Genomic DNA, 15530 nt, shown 5'->3' with positions numbered 1-15530 from the left:
TTCAGGGCGTGTCCGGAAACAGGGCTTCCAGCTCACGTTCGAGCTGCGTTTCATCACCCAGGTTGAGCTCGATCAGGCGGCGCAAGTGACTGACGCTCTCCAGATCCATCTCACCGGCACGGAAACCGTATTGACGGCCATCCAGGTGTTTGACGGTGCCTGGCATCTCGATCAGCACATCGTTGGCCAGGTAGATATGCAGAGACACGGATTCACCTTCGGTCAGCGACAGTGGTTTGGCTGACTCGATCAGTGCGCCGCGCAGTGATATATCGACCAGTTGAACTTCAACAGGGCCGGAGGGCGTGTGCAGTTCACAGCCCGCATCAAAAGGGATACGGCTGAAGCGGCGACGTTCGTTGGCGGGGCGCTCGGTCACGATGATTCCTCAACATTGCTTCTTAGCGGCAATCGCATCAATGGTACAGCGCTTTTGGATGCCAGCGCCAGTCCCGCATTGGTGAATGGCTCTGCTGTGCTGCGCTGATCGCTCTATGCGTCGATTCTTATATGTAGCTCAATACTTTACTACTGGCGACACCTGTATTACACAGGAACAGTTCATTGAATAAGAGATGACGCCGCGCAAAGATTGGCGTCGCAAAATCAGTTAGCTTCCCTTCTTTGGCACGGATGTTTTCAAGAGGTCGGGCTTGTTCAAGATGATGATGCTAAACATGCTGGATGTACTCTCGGTCGCGCGGCATTCGCGTTATTTTAACCAGACGCGAAGCCACCATATTTTTCAGCGCGTTCGATTGATAGCCTTCCTACTCGCCGTTTTGCAAACGGGGTGGGTATTGGTGGATCACCTGTTGTTGCCTGAGGCGGTGCAAAACCCCATAGCGATTGGGCGCGTTGTCAGCAGTGTGGCCCTGCTGGGCATCGTGGCCTGGTATAAACAGCCCTACCATCTCGGGTTTTCACTGGCGCGTTTGGCGCTGCTGATCCTGATCCTGTCCGGTTTTCAGACATTCAGTAACCTGATTTTGTTTAACAGTGGATATGAGCATTCCGTTGCAGGTTATCAGTTCTTCCCCTTTATGATTGTGGCGATGCAGGCAATTTTTCCGCTGACTGTTGTCGAGGTCCTGGCAATTACCGTGGTTGTCGCGCTGATAGAAGTTGCGACCCAGATCGCCGGTGGCCAGTTTGGCGGCATTGCGCAGATCAATGATCTCTGGCTGTTGCTCGTGCTGGCTGTTATCGCAGGTTGGGCATCCTGTAACCAGCTAAGTATGCTGCTTGGTTTGTACCGTCAGGCGACCCGTGATGCGCTGACCGGGCTTGCCAACCGTCGTCAGGTTATGGAGCAACTGGAGGGCGATGTGGAGCTCTGTCGACAGGAAAAACGTCCGTTGTCGATCCTGCTGTTCGATCTGGACAAGTTTAAGGGCTTTAACGATAACTACGGTCATGCGGCCGGGGATATCGTGCTCAAGCAGTTTGCCCGTATCCTGCGTAAACACGCCAATGGCGGCGGTAAGGAGAGTAAGGTGAATCTGGCTGGCCGTTTTGGCGGCGAGGAGTTCCTGATTATCCTGCCCGGTGCCGACGAGAAAGCCGCAGCGGAAATGGCGGGACAGATCAATGCGGCCTGTCATGTATCGCCGGTACGCATCCCTACCGGTGAGCAGGTCGGTTTCACGACCAGTATCGGGGTCGCGACACTGACCGCAGCCGAGCCGCCCTCGGATCTGCTGCGTCGTGCCGATGAGGCGCTGTACGAGGCCAAATCCACGGGTCGTGACCGGTACGTGGTTGCGGACGAAGAGGGTAAACCGATGGCGGTAGCCACGGCGGAGTAGTCAGGGGCACTCAGGAGCCCCGGTAGGTACCGGTGGGGTTTTCCGGTACCCGCCGTTGGCTTTTGCCGGGCTACACAATTCCTGTGTAGCCCGGGTGCAGAGAAGCGCAACCCGGGGGGCCCCGAGTCCAGCTTTTAGCTCATGCGGCGATACTTGATCCGCTCCGGCTGATGATCCTTGCCATAGCGGCGCTTGTAGTCCTCGGCATACTCGCTGTAGTTGCCCTCGAAGAACTCCACATTGGAGTCACCTTCATATCCGATAATATGGGTGCAGATACGGTCCAGGAACCAGCGGTCGTGCGAGATCACGACGGCGCAGCCCGGGAACGCCAGCAGGGCTTCTTCAAGTGCTCGTAGCGTTTCGATATCCAGATCGTTGGTTGGCTCGTCGAGCAGCAGGACGTTGCCACCCTCCTTGAGCAGTTTCGCCATATGCAGGCGGTTACGCTCACCACCGGACAGATCCTTCACAAACTTCTGCTGGTCTGAACCCTTGAAATTAAAGCGACCGCAGTAAGCGCGGGCCGGGGTCTGGTAGTTACCGACGGTGATGATGTCCTGACCGTCGGAGATCTCCTGAAAGACCGTGTTGTTGCCTTCCAGTTCGCGGGACTGGTTAACGTAAGAGAGCTGCACGGTGGAGCCGATCTCGATCTCGCCGGAATCGGGCTTTTCTTCCCCGGAAATCATCCGGAACAGGGTGGACTTACCGGCGCCGTTGGGGCCGATGATGCCAACAATTGCACCGGGCGGTATAGAGAAGTTCAGGTTTTCGAACAGCAGCTTGTCACCGTAGGATTTGGTGACGTCGTGGAGCTCAATCACCTTGTCGCCCAGGCGTGGGCCGGGCGGAATGTAGATCTCCTGGGTTTCGTTACGCTGCTGGAACTCGCGGGAGTTCATCTCTTCGAACTGTTTCAGGCGCGCCTTGGACTTGGTCTGGCGGCCTTTGGCACCTTGGCGAACCCACTCAAGCTCTGCCTTCATCGCCTTACGGTGAGCCGCTTCAGATTTGGCTTCCTGCTCCAGACGCTTCTCTTTCTGCTCCAGCCAGCTGGAGTAGTTGCCCTCCCAGGGGATGCCATGGCCGCGGTCCAGTTCCAGGATCCAGCCAGCGGCGTTATCGAGGAAATAACGGTCGTGGGTAATGGCCACTACAGTGCCCGGATACTCTTGCAGGAAGCGCTCGATCCAGGCGATCGACTCCGCGTCCAGGTGGTTGGTGGGCTCGTCCAGCAGCAGCATGTCCGGGTGATCGAGCAGCAGGCGACACAGGGCGACACGGCGACGTTCACCACCGGAGAGGTTTTTGACCTCGGCATCCCAGGGTGGCAGTCGCATGGCATCGGCCGCGCGCTCCAGGGCCTGGTCCAGGTTGTGGCCGTCTTTGGCAGTGATCAGGTTTTCCAGCTCGGCCTGCTTTTTCGCCAACTCATCGAAGTCCGCATCCGGGTCGGCATAGGCGGCGTAGACCTGATCCAGCTCGGCCAGGGCATCCTTGACGTCAGAGACCGCTTCTTCGACCACTTCGCGCACGGTCTTGCTGTCATCCAGCTCCGGCTCCTGCGGCAGGTAGCCCACTTTCATATTGGGCATGGGCCGGGCTTCACCGGTGTATTCGGTATCAACGCCGGCCATAATGCGCAGCAGCGTCGATTTACCCGCGCCGTTCAGACCCAGTACGCCGATCTTGGCGCCCGGGAAAAATGACAGGGAGATATCCTTGAGAATTTCACGCTTCGGCGGGACTACCTTGCCGACGCGGTTCATCGTGTAAACGTATTGAGCCATCCAGAAGAACCTCTGGTTTTGCAGTTGGACAGGGTTTTGTGATTGAGTGAATTCTACCTGTCTGCTAAATCGAAAGCCATTTTGCCCCCGGTCAATAAAGCGACTGGCGTAAGTTTCGCCCCATTTCTATATTCAGTTTGCGAGATCGGAGTGCTCATGGTGAGCGCGTCCCGTGCCTGATAATAAAATGAATAAAGGGGTGGTCTTATGAACCGTAATCTAACCCGTTTTAACAGCCTGTTTGATGATACGTTTCTCAATGATTTTTTCCGGCCGCTCAGTGTCCGGGAGGATGGTGAAAAGGTTCCGGCCATTGATGTTCACGAAAGCGACAGCGCCTACACGGTTAATGTAGATCTGCCGGGGGTTAAAAAAGAGGATATCAGCGTCAGTCTGGACAACGGTGTGCTCACTGTGCGGGGTGAAACACGCAAGGAAGACAAGGAAGAGAAGGATGGCAAGCTGATCCGTCAGGAGCGTCACGTGGGCCAGTTTATCCGCCAGCTCAGTGTCGGCTCCGATGTGGACCCGGGCTCCGTGAAAGCCAGTTTCCAGGATGGCGTGCTGGCGTTGACGCTGCCGAAAAAGGTTCCGGAAGAAAAAGAGGGCGTAAAAATCGCCGTCGAATAGCAAAACCGCGGTGCGTTGGCCGATGCCAGCGCACCCTGACCTCTGCTTGAACCCCACTCTATATCGCCTGACCTTATTTCATGTGCGCAGCGGCCAATTTTTCGACTATAATGCTCGCCTTTTCGCGGCGTGCGGGTACTTTTCCCTTTTCAGGCGAGGCCCGCAGCCGAAGACGTTGCTCAATCAGGGGACAGTAATGTTTAGCAAAGATATGTCTATCGCAGGCTTCGACAAGGATCTCTGGGACGCCATGCAGTCCGAAGTGACCCGTCAGGAGGAGCACATCGAGCTGATCGCTTCCGAAAACTACACCAGCCCACGGGTGATGGAAGCACAGGGCTCGGCTCTGACCAACAAGTATGCGGAAGGCTATCCCGGCAAACGTTACTACGGTGGCTGTGAGTATGTGGATATCGTCGAGAACCTGGCGATCGATCGTGCCTGCGAGCTGTTTGGTGCGTCCTTTGTCAACGTTCAGCCGCACTCCGGCTCTCAGGCCAATGCCGCGGTTTACATGGCGCTGTGCAAGCCCGGTGATACCGTGCTCGGTATGAGCCTGGCACATGGTGGTCACCTGACTCATGGGGCGTCCGTATCTTTCTCTGGTCGTATCTACAATGCGGTCCAGTACGGTCTGAACCCGGACACCGGTGAGATCGATTACGACGAGGTTGAGCGTCTGGCGCTGGAGCACAAGCCGAAGATGATCGTAGCGGGCTTCTCCGCCTACTCCATGATCATCGACTGGGCACGCTTCCGTGAGATCGCCGATAAAGTCGGTGCTTACCTGTTCGTTGATATGGCGCATGTCGCGGGTCTGGTGGCTGCCGGGGTTTATCCGTCACCGATGCAGTACGCCGATGTTGTGACGACCACGACCCATAAAACGCTGGGTGGTCCGCGTGGTGGTCTGATCCTCTCCGCCCGTGCTGATGAAGAGCTGCAGAAGAAGCTGAACTTCGCGGTATTCCCGGAATCTCAAGGCGGCCCGTTGATGCATATCATCGCGGCCAAGGCGGTCTGCTTCAAAGAAGCGATGGAGCCGGAGTGGAAAGAGTACCAGGCGCAGGTTGTTAAAAACGCCAAGGCGATGGTCAAGGTGTTCCTTGAGCGCGGTATCGATATCGTCTCGGGCGGTACTGAAGATCACCTGTTCCTGGTTGATCTGGTCAGCAAGGATATCACCGGTAAGGATGCGGACGCTGCCCTGGGACGCGCCAACATCACTGTGAACAAGAACGCGGTCCCCAACGATCCGCGCTCTCCGTTCGTGACCTCCGGTCTGCGTATCGGTACACCCGCCGTGACCCGTCGTGGTTTCAAGGAAGCGGAAGTGACCGAGCTGACCGGCTGGATCTGTGACGTGCTGGAAGATATCAACAACGAAGCCGTGATCGAAGCGGTTAAGGCCAAGGTCGTTGATATCTGCGCGCGTTTCCCGGTGTACAAGTAACATCCGATCGTTCGGGAGGCTGGAAACTTATCCACGGCCTCCCTAGAATACCGAGGCGGCGAAAGCCGCCTTTCTTTTCAGGCACGGAATTCAAACCGTAGTGCCGACGCTCTTTACTCGAGGCTGAGGATGCATTGTCCCTTTTGTGGCGCAGGTGATACCAAGGTTGTCGACTCCCGGCTGGTGGCTGAGGGGCAACAGGTGCGTCGTCGTCGGGAGTGTGTCAAATGCCACGAGCGTTTCACCACCTTCGAAGAAGCCGAACTGCTGATGCCGCGGGTGATCAAATCCGATGGCAGCCGCCAGCCCTTTGATGAAATCAAGCTGCGCGGTGGCATCCAGCGCGCCCTGGAAAAACGTCCTGTCAGTATTGAGTCGATAGAAGCCAGTGTAACCCGAATCAAGTTGCGTCTGCGCGCCACCGGCGAGCGTGAGCTGCCTTCCCGTGATGTGGGTGAGGTGGTCATGCAGGAGCTGCGTAAGCTTGATCAGGTGGCTTACGTTCGCTTTGCCTCGGTCTATCGCAGTTTTCAGGATATTAACGAGTTCAGGGAAGAGATCGACCGGCTATCAGCCAATGGCGAGGGACAGGACTGAACGATGACGGCTTTCTCTTCCAGTGATCACCAACATATGGGGCGAGCCATTGTCCTTGCCCGACGCGGGCTCTATACCACCGATCCCAACCCACGGGTGGGCTGCGTGCTGGTGCGTGATGCTGAAGTGGTTGGCGAGGGCTGGCATGAACGTGCCGGTGAAGGTCATGCTGAAGTGAACGCCCTGCGCGAGGCGGGAGATCGGGCTCGCGGCGCTACGGCTTATGTCACGCTGGAACCCTGCAGTCATCACGGTCGCACGCCGCCCTGCGCTGACGCGCTGGTGGCGGCAGGTGTATCGCGGGTTATAGCGGCGATGGTGGACCCCAATCCCGCCGTTGCGGGACGAGGTCTGGCCAGGCTGGAGCAGGCGGGTATCGCGGTGTCCAGTGGCTTGATGGAGTCTCAGGCGCGAGAGCTGAACCCGGGCTTTATCAAGCGCATGGAAACCGGGATGCCCTTCGTCCGGGTTAAATTGGCCATGAGCGCTGATGGCCGCACGGCGATGGCCAGTGGGGAGTCGCAGTGGATCACCGGACCTGCAGCACGCGCCGATGTTCAACGGTTAAGAGCCCGGAGTTCCGCGATTATCACCGGTGTTGATACGGTACTATACGATAACGCCGCGTTGACCGTCAGGGCGTCCGACCTGGGCTTGCCTGAGTCGCAGGCGAAACAAGTGGCCCTTCGACAGCCGTTGAGAGTGGTGCTGGATAGTGGTTTGCGGCTCTCCAGCTCGGCGAGCATCCTCAGTCAACCGGGTCTGACTCGGGTGGTGACATTGAACACTGATGCCGGGAAGTCGACCGCACTGACTCTGAATAGAGAAGGCGTGCAGGTTTGCTTGGCGCAGGCTGACAGTGAGGGGCGTATTGATCTTGAGCCCCTGTTGAAAGGCCTCGCTGCAAACGACCAATGCAATGAGGTCCTGGTGGAGTGCGGTGCAACCCTGGCGGGGAGTTTTGTCAGCCAGGGATTGGTGGATGAATTGGTGGTCTACATGGCGCCCAAACTGTTGGGCAGCAGCGCCCGGCCCCTGCTTGATCTGCCGTTAAATACGATGGCTGAACAGGTTGCTCTGGAGCTGACTGAGGTTCGCCACCTGGGCAATGATCTGGCGCTGCACTGGCGGTTACCGGTGTCGGTTGAGGAGAGACAGTAATGTTCACCGGAATTATCGAAGCGATAGGCGAGGTGGCGGAGATCCGCATGGTGGATGGCGACATGCGCCTGCGGATCCGCACCGGTACCCTGGATCTCGGTGATGTATGTCTTGGGGACAGTATTGCCACCAACGGCATTTGTTTGACGGCCGTCGAGCTGCCCGGAGATGGATTTGTGGCCGATGTCTCACGGGAGACTCTGGCCCACAGCCGCCTGCCGGAGTTCAAGGTGGGTGAGGCGGTCAACCTGGAAAAGGCGATGATGTCCACCAGCCGGTTTGGCGGCCATATCGTGACCGGGCACGTGGATGGCTTGGGACGGATTGTCGAGCGTCGCGATGATGCGCGCTCCGTGCGTCTGAGTATTGAGGTGCCGGCCGCGCTACAACGTTATATTGCAGCCAAAGGATCGATCACCGTTGATGGTGTCAGTTTGACCGTCAACAGTGTGGAAGGCTCCACCTTTGGCCTTAATATTGTGCCGCATACGGCACAGGAAACTATTATCGATGGATACCGGACCGGTCAGCAGGTTCACCTTGAGGTGGATATTATCGCGCGCTATCTGGAGCGCCTGATGACCGGTGTTGCGTCGGCTGATACGGGGCAGGAATCGTCCCGGGGGCTGACGATGGAAACCCTGGCCGCATCCGGTTTTATGCGTCGTTGAGAGGCGGAGATACCCTGCTATGCAAATGAATACCACTGAAGAGCTGATCGAAGATATCCGTCAGGGCAAGATGGTGATTCTGATGGATGATGAGGATCGCGAGAATGAGGGCGATATCATCATCGCGGCCGAAAAGGTTCGGCCTGAAGATATCAACTTTATGGCGACCCACGCCCGCGGCCTGATCTGCCTGACGTTGACCCGTGAGCGTTGTCAGCAACTGAAACTGCCGCTGATGGTTCAGAGCAACGGTGCGGCCTTCTCCACCAACTTTACGCTGTCCATTGAGGCGGCGCAGGGTGTGACAACCGGCATCTCTGCGGCGGATCGGGCACTGACGGTGCAGGCCGCTGTGAAAGCGGATGCCAAGCCGGAAGACATTGTTCAACCCGGTCATATCTTCCCATTGATGGCTCAGCCGGGTGGCGTTCTGAGCCGGGCCGGGCATACCGAGGCCGGTTGCGATCTGGCGCGTTTGGCGGGGCTGACGCCGGCGGCGGCGATCGTCGAGGTGATGAACGAAGATGGCACCATGGCGCGTCGGGAAGACCTGGAAAAGTTCGCTGCCAAGCATGGCCTGAAGATCGGTACCATCGCGGACCTGATCCACTACCGTACTATGAATGAGCACACCATTGAGCGTGATGACGAAGGGGTGCTGCAAACGGAGTATGGCGAGTTCAGTTACGCGGTTTACCGCGATGAGATTCAGAACTGCACGCATCTGGCACTGTACAAGGGTGAAATCAAGCGCGACGAGCCAACACTGGTGCGCGTACATATCCGCAGTGAAGTATTGCGTGATGTGGTGGGTGTGCTGCCGGGTGAGGAGAAAAAATGGACCATGCGCCGCGCACTTGAACGTGTCGCACAAGAGGGCAAGGGTGTGGTGCTGCTGATCGACTCCGGTCAGCGTATCGATCTGGGTGATGCGATCCGCGGGCTGACCAATAACAGCAAGACACGCTCGAAAGTGAAAGTCAGTGCGTCTGGCGCCTATCTTCAGGTCGGTACCGGTTCACAGATACTGCGCGAGCTTGGAGTCGGCAAAATGCGCCTGCTCAGCTCACCGATGAAATTTAACGCGATCTCAGGGTTTGATCTTGAGGTTGAAGAATATATCTCCTGCGAAGAGTAAAAACGGGATAAACCAATGACAGTCAAAGTCTTTGAAGGCGACTTCGTTAGCGTCGACGGCAAATATGCGATCCTGGTCGGACGCTTTAACTCCTTTGTGGTCGAGAGTCTGCTGGAAGGCGCTCTGGATGCACTCAAGCGCCACGGCGTGAAAGAGGACAATATTCGTGTGATCCGGGTTCCGGGCGCATTTGAGATCCCGCTGGCGGCCCAGAAGGTGGCAGCGCAGAAGCGGGATGATGCGATTATCGCACTGGGGGCGGTCATCAGGGGCGGGACGCCGCATTTTGAATATGTATCCGCCGAGAGTTCAAAAGGCGTGGCTCAGGTCTCGCTGGAGTATGGTATCCCCGTGGCAAACGGCATCCTGACCGTCAACAGTATTGAGCAGGCGGTGGAACGTTCCGGAACCAAGGCAGGTAACAAGGGAGCGGAAGCGGCACTGTCGGCCATGGAGATGGTCAGCCTGATGCGTCAGCTCGAGGCCTGATTACCATGAGCGACACCCCAAGCCCCAAAAAGAACCGTAAGCCTTCACTCACGGAACAGCGTCGCAATGCACGCAAGCTGGCATTGCAGGCGCTTTACCAGTGGCAGATGGCCAGGCAGCCGGTTAACGAGATCGAGGCCCAGTTTCGCGTCAATCAGGATATGGGTGATGCCGATATTCAGCTGTTCAGTCAGCTGTTACGTGGTGTGGTAGAGGCCCGTAGCGAGCTGGACCTGACCTTTTCCCCGTTTCTGGATCGTAATATCGATGATCTGGACCCGGTTGAGGTGAGCGTGCTGCGCATAGGGAGCTTTGAGCTGATGCGTCGGATCGAGGTTCCTTATCGCGTTGCGATCAACGAGAGTGTTGAACTGGCCAAGGTCTTTGGTGCCACCGACAGCCACCGTTACGTCAACGGGGTTCTCGACAAGGTAGCGCACAAGGTCCGTGCGGCCGAAGTGGCTGCGCGTCGTTAAGGACACTCTGTGGGTGAGTTTGAGCTGATTCGTCGCTATTTCGCCGGTGCCTCTCAGGCCCGAAGTGATGTGGCCCTGGGTATTGGTGACGATTGCGCGCTGCTCAATCCGCCCCGCGCCGGCTATCAGCTTGCCCTCTCCATCGATACGCTGGTGGAAGGCGTTCATTTTTTACCCGGTACCGCCCCCGAGCATTTGGCGACACGGCTGTTGGGTGCGGCGACCAGCGACTTGGCCGCGATGGGTGCCACTCCGGGCTGGCTGAGCCTGGCGCTGACCCTGCCCCAGGCTGATCCGCTCTGGCTCGAACCCTTCGCAACGGCTTTGTCTGAGCGCGCTCGTGAGCTGGGGCTGGCTCTGATCGGTGGTGATACCACGCGGGGGCCGTTAACACTGACCGCCCAGGTGCATGGCTGGGTCGAGCCCGAGCGGGCGCTTAAACGCAGTGGGGCACGGGCCGGTGATTGGGTGCTGGTCAGTGGTACCCTGGGCGACAGCCGCGGTGGCCTGGAGTTACAGCAGCGAGGCCAAACCGACTTGCCCGGCGCTGCCTACCTGCTGAATCGTTTCTTCCGGCCCGAGCCCCGCCTCACTCTGGCGCATGCACTTGCGCCCTGGCTCAGCGCAGCTATCGATATCTCTGACGGCTTACTGTCAGACCTGGGGCACCTGGCTACGGCCAGTGGTCTGGGCGCGCGTGTTGAGCTGGATCGGCTCCCCCTGTCTAACGCGCTATCCGAACTGGTCGATCAGACGACCGCGCGTCATTGGGCACTGACTGGCGGGGAAGACTTCGAGCTCTGCATGACCTGTGCGCCGGAAAATCTGAACATGTGCCAGCAAATAGCGAAGGAGCAGAGCATTCTGCTGACCGCGATTGGCATGATGACCGAAACAAACGGGATCAGCGTCTATCTCGGTGATGAGCTTCAGACACAGCAGGTCACCGGCTACGATCATTTTGGGGGTGGGGTATGAACCGGGTACCGGCCTCGGTGTGGCGCAATCCGATCCATTTTCTGGCATTCGGGCTTGGCAGTGGTGCTTCGCCCTGGGCGCCGGGTACCGTGGGAACACTGGCCGCCATACCATTGTGGTATCTGTTGATGATGGCCCCGCTGCCACTCTATCTGGTGCTGGTCGCTATTGCTTTCGTGATCGGCTGTTGGCTGTGTGATCGGACCAGCTCAGATATTGGCGTACATGACCATGGCGGCATTGTCTGGGATGAGTTTGTCGGCTTCTGGGTCACAATGATTGCAATTCCGGCGGAGCCGGTTTGGGTCGTCGCCGGCTTTGTGCTCTTTCGCTTGTTCGACATTATCAAACCCTGGCCGATACGCTGGGCGGACAAAAAAGTGCATGGCGGCCTGGGAATCATGCTGGATGATCTGATCGCCGGTGGGTTTGCCTGGGTGTTACTCTATTGCGCTTATCGTATTTGGGGCGGATAGGACGCTACGAATCGATTATACTAAGGCCCGTTTTTTCAGGCCCGTATCTTAGGGAGCTTGTCATCATCGACGAGCCGGCGCTTTTGTTGAGGCGCTTTGTTAGAGGTATCTATAAGTGACAGTTCAGTACGTTGCCGATTCCAAACTGCCGACGCCTTGGGGCGTGTTTACCATGGTGGGTTTTGAGGATCGGACCACCGGTAAGGAGCATCTGGCTTTGGTGTTCGGTGATGTAGATACCGAAGAGCCGGTGCTGGGGCGTATTCACTCCGAATGCCTGACCGGCGATGCGTTGTTCAGTCTGCGTTGCGATTGTGGATTTCAGTTGCAGGAAGCGCTCAAGCGGATCGCCGAAGAGGGCCGCGGGGTGCTGCTCTACCTGCGCCAGGAGGGGCGTGGTATCGGTTTATTGAACAAGATTCGCGCCTATCATTTGCAGGACCACGGCGCGGATACGGTGGAAGCGAACGAAAAGCTGGGGTTTGCCGCCGATATGCGTGATTACAGCATGTGTCTGCCGATGCTCAATCATCTGGGAGTACGTTCGCTGCGCCTGATGACCAATAATCCGCGCAAGGTGCAGGCACTGGAGCAATACGGGCTCAATGTGGCCGGTCGAGAACCGCTACAGGTGGGTAAAAACAGCCACAATGAGCACTACCTGCAGACTAAAATGGGTAAGCTCGGGCATATGATGACCGAGGTTCATTTCCAGGATTCTGACGAAGAGCGCTAACCGGGTCTGTCGCGCAACGGCATACTAGGATGTCTGAGTATGCCGGTTCAGGGCAGACCGAACCGCGTGTTCGATACCCGGTGCATCCAGCCCACATTCACTAAGTTGCTCTTCCCGGGATGCGTGATCGATCCAGCGATCAGGCACCCCCAGCGTCAGCACCCGGGTCTCCTCTGCTTTCCCACTCAGGTATTCAAGCACCGCCGACCCGGCACCACCGGCAGTGGCGTGGTCTTCAAGGGTTACGAGGAGCTCATGAGCGCTGGCCAACTGGTCAATCAGCGCGTTATCCAGCGGTTTCACAAAGCGCATATCGACCAGGGTCAGGTCGAGAGTCTCGGCTACTTGCTGAGCCTGTGGAAGGAGTGGTCCGAAGTTGAGTAGGGCGGCCCGCTGCCCCTGCCTTTTAATCTCACCGCGCCCCAGTGGCAGAGCGGGCAGCCTCTCATCGACATCTGTACAGCTACCACTGCCTCGGGGGTAGCGTACTGCAGCCGGTCCCGGGTGTTCATAGCCGGTCTTGAGTAGCTGATAGAGCTCCTGCTCATCGGAAGGGGTCATAATCACCAGCCCCGGCAGGCAGCGCATAAAGGCGATATCGAAAAGGCCCGCGTGGGTCGCACCGTCTTCGCCGACCAGTCCTGCCCTGTCTACGGCAAGCAGTATGTCCAGCTCCTGTATCGCGATGTCATGCACCAGCTGGTCATATGCACGCTGTAGAAATGTGGAGTAGATGGCCAGTACCGGTTTCATGTCGCGACAGGCAAAGCCTGCAGCCAGCGTCGCGGCATGCTGCTCGGCGATGGCGACATCGAAATAACGTTCCGGAAACCGCTCGGAAAACTGGATCAGATCCGAACCTTCGCGCATGGCCGGGGTTATGCCGACCAGGCGTTTATCGTCAGCGGCGGTTTGAGTTAACCAGCGGCCAAAGATATTGCAAAACTTGGCACGTTTGGCTTTGGGTTTGGCGTCCAGCGGCTCAATCTTGGTGATCGCGTGATAGCCCACCGGGTCGCTTTCCGCCGGCACGAAGCCTTTACCCTTCTGCGTGGTGATATGCAGAAATTGCGGGCCCGGAGTACTCAGCGAGTGCTGCAGTGCGGGCAGCAGACGGTCGAAGTCATGACCATCCACGGGGCCCTGATATTCAAAGGTCAGAGCACCGAAAAGGGCCCCCGTTGTCGCGCCATCCAGGTTGGGCGCTGCGGAGTTCTGGCGCAGCTGCTGGGCCAGATAGGTCGCCAGGCCGCCTTCATTGGGTGAGATCGACATCTCGTTATCGTTCAGGATAACCAGTAGATCAGCGCGGGTGTGGGCGGCATGGCTCAGCGCTTCAAACGCCATGCCGGCGCTCATGGCTCCATCGCCAATCACGGCGACCGATTTGTTGTTGAGGCCGCGCAGCTGGTTCGCCAGCGCCATACCCAACGCGGCACTGATCGAGGTGCTGGAATGACCGGTACCAAAACAGTCATATCGGCTTTCCGCCCGCTTCGGAAAAGGCGCCAGCCCGCCGGGCTGGCGCATAGTCAACATCGCTTCCCGACGCTCGGTCAGGATCTTGTGCGGATAGCTTTGGTGGCCTACGTCCCAGATCAGCGAGTCCTCCGGCGTCTCCATCAGGTAGTGGAGTGCAATGGTTAACTCCACCACACCGAGGCCGGCACCAAAATGGCCGCCGGTGACCCCAACGCTGTAGAGCAGAAACGCGCGTAACTCCCGGGCCAGCGCAGGCAGCTCCCGGGCAGAGAGTTGGCGTAACGCCTGCGGCGAGGTAATACGGTCAAGTAGCGGCGTGGAGGGCCGCTCAGTGGGTATCTGTGTGAACATCAGTGGTCGCGGGTGACGATATAATCGGCCAGCGCGATCAGAGGCTGTGCCGCGCTGCCAAAGGGCGCGAGACAAGCCACCGCTTCGCGATGGAGTTCATTAAGCTTTTCATGAGCACCTTCCAAGCCTAGCAGAGCCGGATAGGTGGGTTTGGACTGAGCCTGATCGGATCCCTGAGGTTTGCCCAGTGTAACCGTGTCGCCCTCCACATCAAGCAGGTCATCCTGCACCTGAAAGGCGAGGCCGATCAGCTGGCCATACAGCGCCAGTCTATCGAGCGTTTGTGTATCGGCATCGGCGGCCTCGGCACCGAGCAACAGGGCCGCTTCAATCAGACGACCGGTTTTGTGGCGGTGCATCTGCTCCAGTTGGGCCAGTGTCAGTGCGTCACCGACGTGCGTCAGATCGTAGGCCTGGCCTGCGACCATACCGTGCATGCCGCTGGCGTTGGCAAGTACCCGCATCATGCGCAGGGCGCGCCGCGCGCCCGCCGCATCGCTCAGATCCGCTTCATTGCTGAGCAGTTCAAACGCGAAACACTGTAGTGCATCCCCGGCGAGAATCGCCGTGGCTTCATCAAAGGCGATATGGCAGGTTGGCTTACCGCGACGCAGGTCGTCATCATCCATCGCCGGCAGGTCGTCATGAACCAGTGAATAGCAGTGGATCGCTTCGATTGCAGCGGCCGCCCGGTCGGTTTGCTCAGGTGTCGCTCCGCAGAGCTCTCCGCTCATATAGACCAGTGCCGGACGGATGCGTTTGCCACCGTTGAAAAGCGCGTATCGCATGGCATCCGCCAGGCGTGGTTCAAGACCGCTGTTCTGGCCCAGAAAATGTTCCAGCTTATGTTCGACGCGCGTTGCCCAAGCCTTTAGCTGAATGGATACAGGGTCGTTCACTCCGCATCAGCCTCATCGAAGGGACGGGTCTTGAGTTCGCCCTGCTGTTCGATCAGCACCTGCACTTTTTGCTCGGTCTGGTCCAATATAGTCTGACATTCGCGGGTCAGCTTGACCCCCTCTTCGAACGCCTTCAGCGCGTCTTCAATGGGCAGGTCACCCTGCTCCATGCGTTCAACAACGGCTTCGAGCTGGGCCAGTGAGTTTTCAAAATCCGGTGTTTTACGAGTGCGCGGCATGGTCGGTTCGGTGTCTATCGATAGGGGGTCTCAAGTTAACCAACTGGTGTGGCCCGGGTCAATTCGTGAGGTGCTATAAACTGCGCGTCATCCCAAAGTTCCCCATGATCAGTGCGTGTACAGGAAACGATTTCTGGTATCATCCTCATACAG

At 57.9% G+C, this 15530-nt stretch carries 17 protein-coding genes; 12 read left to right on the top strand and 5 right to left on the bottom strand.

Features of this window, described 5'->3' with window-relative positions; all coding sequences use genetic code 11:
• Position 1: 1 nt before the first annotated feature.
• Positions 2 to 379 carry a PilZ domain-containing protein gene (locus G403_RS0109280; protein WP_027853750.1) on the bottom strand — a complete coding sequence of 126 codons (378 nt, stop codon included), beginning with the start codon at positions 377 to 379 and terminating at the stop codon, positions 2 to 4.
• A 283-nt stretch (positions 380 to 662) separates the two neighbouring features.
• Here G403_RS0109280 and G403_RS22760 point away from each other — a divergent pair, with 283 nt between their 5' ends.
• Positions 663 to 1808 carry a GGDEF domain-containing protein gene (locus G403_RS22760; protein WP_245578234.1) on the top strand — a complete coding sequence of 382 codons (1146 nt, stop codon included), beginning with the start codon at positions 663 to 665 and terminating at the stop codon, positions 1806 to 1808.
• Positions 1809 to 1942: 134 nt separating this feature from the next.
• On the opposite strand, the gene ettA is transcribed toward G403_RS22760, so the two are convergent.
• Complete coding sequence (gene ettA / locus G403_RS0109270; protein ID WP_027853749.1) at positions 1943 to 3601, bottom strand: energy-dependent translational throttle protein EttA; 1659 nt, start codon at positions 3599 to 3601, stop codon at positions 1943 to 1945.
• A 207-nt stretch (positions 3602 to 3808) separates the two neighbouring features.
• On the opposite strand from ettA, the gene G403_RS0109265 reads away from it, so the two are divergent.
• The 11 genes from G403_RS0109265 to ribA all read left to right on the top strand — a co-directional run bounded on the left by G403_RS0109265 (position 3809) and on the right by ribA (position 12406).
• Positions 3809 to 4231, top strand: coding sequence for an Hsp20/alpha crystallin family protein (locus tag G403_RS0109265; RefSeq protein WP_027853748.1), 423 nt, complete (start codon positions 3809 to 3811; stop codon positions 4229 to 4231).
• A 196-nt stretch (positions 4232 to 4427) separates the two neighbouring features.
• Positions 4428 to 5684, top strand: a complete 1257-nt coding sequence (gene glyA / locus G403_RS0109260; protein ID WP_027853747.1) for a serine hydroxymethyltransferase — start codon at positions 4428 to 4430, stop codon at positions 5682 to 5684.
• Between the two features lie 129 nt (positions 5685 to 5813).
• Complete coding sequence (gene nrdR / locus G403_RS0109255; RefSeq protein ID WP_027853746.1) at positions 5814 to 6281, top strand: transcriptional regulator NrdR; 468 nt, start codon at positions 5814 to 5816, stop codon at positions 6279 to 6281.
• 3 nt (positions 6282 to 6284) lie between these two features.
• Positions 6285 to 7442, top strand: coding sequence for a bifunctional diaminohydroxyphosphoribosylaminopyrimidine deaminase/5-amino-6-(5-phosphoribosylamino)uracil reductase RibD (gene ribD / locus G403_RS0109250; RefSeq protein WP_027853745.1), 1158 nt, complete (start codon positions 6285 to 6287; stop codon positions 7440 to 7442).
• On the top strand, positions 7442 to 8113 hold the full coding sequence (locus tag G403_RS0109245) for a riboflavin synthase (RefSeq protein WP_027853744.1): 672 nt from the start codon (positions 7442 to 7444) through the stop codon (positions 8111 to 8113). Before ribD ends, G403_RS0109245 begins: the two co-directional genes overlap by 1 nt.
• A gap of 19 nt (positions 8114 to 8132) precedes the next feature.
• Entirely contained in the window at positions 8133 to 9251 is a 1119-nt protein-coding gene (gene ribBA, locus G403_RS0109240) for a bifunctional 3,4-dihydroxy-2-butanone-4-phosphate synthase/GTP cyclohydrolase II (RefSeq protein ID WP_027853743.1), read from the top strand.
• Between the two features lie 15 nt (positions 9252 to 9266).
• The gene (gene ribH, locus G403_RS0109235; RefSeq protein WP_027853742.1) at positions 9267 to 9740 is read left to right on the top strand and encodes a 6,7-dimethyl-8-ribityllumazine synthase; all 474 of its coding nucleotides are present in this window, start codon (positions 9267 to 9269) and stop codon (positions 9738 to 9740) included.
• 5 nt (positions 9741 to 9745) lie between these two features.
• Positions 9746 to 10216, top strand: a complete 471-nt coding sequence (gene nusB / locus G403_RS0109230) for a transcription antitermination factor NusB (RefSeq protein WP_027853741.1) — start codon at positions 9746 to 9748, stop codon at positions 10214 to 10216.
• Between the two features lie 9 nt (positions 10217 to 10225).
• Complete coding sequence (gene thiL / locus G403_RS0109225; RefSeq protein WP_027853740.1) at positions 10226 to 11194, top strand: thiamine-phosphate kinase; 969 nt, start codon at positions 10226 to 10228, stop codon at positions 11192 to 11194.
• Positions 11191 to 11670, top strand: a complete 480-nt coding sequence (locus tag G403_RS0109220; protein WP_027853739.1) for a phosphatidylglycerophosphatase A family protein — start codon at positions 11191 to 11193, stop codon at positions 11668 to 11670. The genes thiL and G403_RS0109220 overlap by 4 nt, the downstream gene beginning before the upstream one ends.
• Positions 11671 to 11785: 115 nt before the next feature.
• Positions 11786 to 12406 carry a GTP cyclohydrolase II gene (gene ribA, locus G403_RS0109215; RefSeq protein WP_027853738.1) on the top strand — a complete coding sequence of 207 codons (621 nt, stop codon included), beginning with the start codon at positions 11786 to 11788 and terminating at the stop codon, positions 12404 to 12406.
• Positions 12407 to 12430: 24 nt separating this feature from the next.
• Here the strand turns inward: ribA and dxs are convergent, their stop codons facing one another.
• The 3 genes from dxs to G403_RS0109200 are packed head-to-tail and all read right to left on the bottom strand — an operon-like array spanning position 12431 to position 15377.
• Positions 12431 to 14239, bottom strand: coding sequence for a 1-deoxy-D-xylulose-5-phosphate synthase (gene dxs / locus G403_RS0109210; protein ID WP_027853737.1), 1809 nt, complete (start codon positions 14237 to 14239; stop codon positions 12431 to 12433).
• Positions 14239 to 15138, bottom strand: a complete 900-nt coding sequence (gene ispA, locus G403_RS0109205; protein ID WP_051298784.1) for a (2E,6E)-farnesyl diphosphate synthase — start codon at positions 15136 to 15138, stop codon at positions 14239 to 14241. The genes dxs and ispA overlap by 1 nt, the downstream gene beginning before the upstream one ends.
• Positions 15135 to 15377 carry an exodeoxyribonuclease VII small subunit gene (locus G403_RS0109200; RefSeq protein WP_027853735.1) on the bottom strand — a complete coding sequence of 81 codons (243 nt, stop codon included), beginning with the start codon at positions 15375 to 15377 and terminating at the stop codon, positions 15135 to 15137. Before G403_RS0109200 ends, ispA begins: the two co-directional genes overlap by 4 nt.
• Between the last annotated feature and the right edge of the window lie 153 nt (positions 15378 to 15530).

It is taken from the genome of Marinobacterium litorale DSM 23545, assembly GCF_000428985.1.
Lineage (GTDB): Bacteria > Pseudomonadota > Gammaproteobacteria > Pseudomonadales > Balneatricaceae > Marinobacterium_D > Marinobacterium_D litorale.
The sequence above is the reverse complement of the archived record's forward strand: the minus strand, read 5'-3'. Positions and strand labels throughout refer to the sequence as shown.

Coding starts and splice junctions, on each gene's coding strand:
- G403_RS22760 (WP_245578234.1), top strand. CDS start 663: ATGATGATGCTAAACATGCTGGATGTACTCTCGGTCGCGCGGCATTCG.
- ettA (WP_027853749.1), bottom strand. CDS start 3,601: ATGGCTCAATACGTTTACACGATGAACCGCGTCGGCAAGGTAGTCCCG.
- G403_RS0109265 (WP_027853748.1), top strand. CDS start 3,809: ATGAACCGTAATCTAACCCGTTTTAACAGCCTGTTTGATGATACGTTT.
- glyA (WP_027853747.1), top strand. CDS start 4,428: ATGTTTAGCAAAGATATGTCTATCGCAGGCTTCGACAAGGATCTCTGG.
- nrdR (WP_027853746.1), top strand. CDS start 5,814: ATGCATTGTCCCTTTTGTGGCGCAGGTGATACCAAGGTTGTCGACTCC.
- ribD (WP_027853745.1), top strand. CDS start 6,285: ATGACGGCTTTCTCTTCCAGTGATCACCAACATATGGGGCGAGCCATT.
- G403_RS0109245 (WP_027853744.1), top strand. CDS start 7,442: ATGTTCACCGGAATTATCGAAGCGATAGGCGAGGTGGCGGAGATCCGC.
- ribBA (WP_027853743.1), top strand. CDS start 8,133: ATGCAAATGAATACCACTGAAGAGCTGATCGAAGATATCCGTCAGGGC.
- ribH (WP_027853742.1), top strand. CDS start 9,267: ATGACAGTCAAAGTCTTTGAAGGCGACTTCGTTAGCGTCGACGGCAAA.
- nusB (WP_027853741.1), top strand. CDS start 9,746: ATGAGCGACACCCCAAGCCCCAAAAAGAACCGTAAGCCTTCACTCACG.
- G403_RS0109220 (WP_027853739.1), top strand. CDS start 11,191: ATGAACCGGGTACCGGCCTCGGTGTGGCGCAATCCGATCCATTTTCTG.
- dxs (WP_027853737.1), bottom strand. CDS start 14,239: ATGTTCACACAGATACCCACTGAGCGGCCCTCCACGCCGCTACTTGAC.
- G403_RS0109200 (WP_027853735.1), bottom strand. CDS start 15,377: ATGCCGCGCACTCGTAAAACACCGGATTTTGAAAACTCACTGGCCCAG.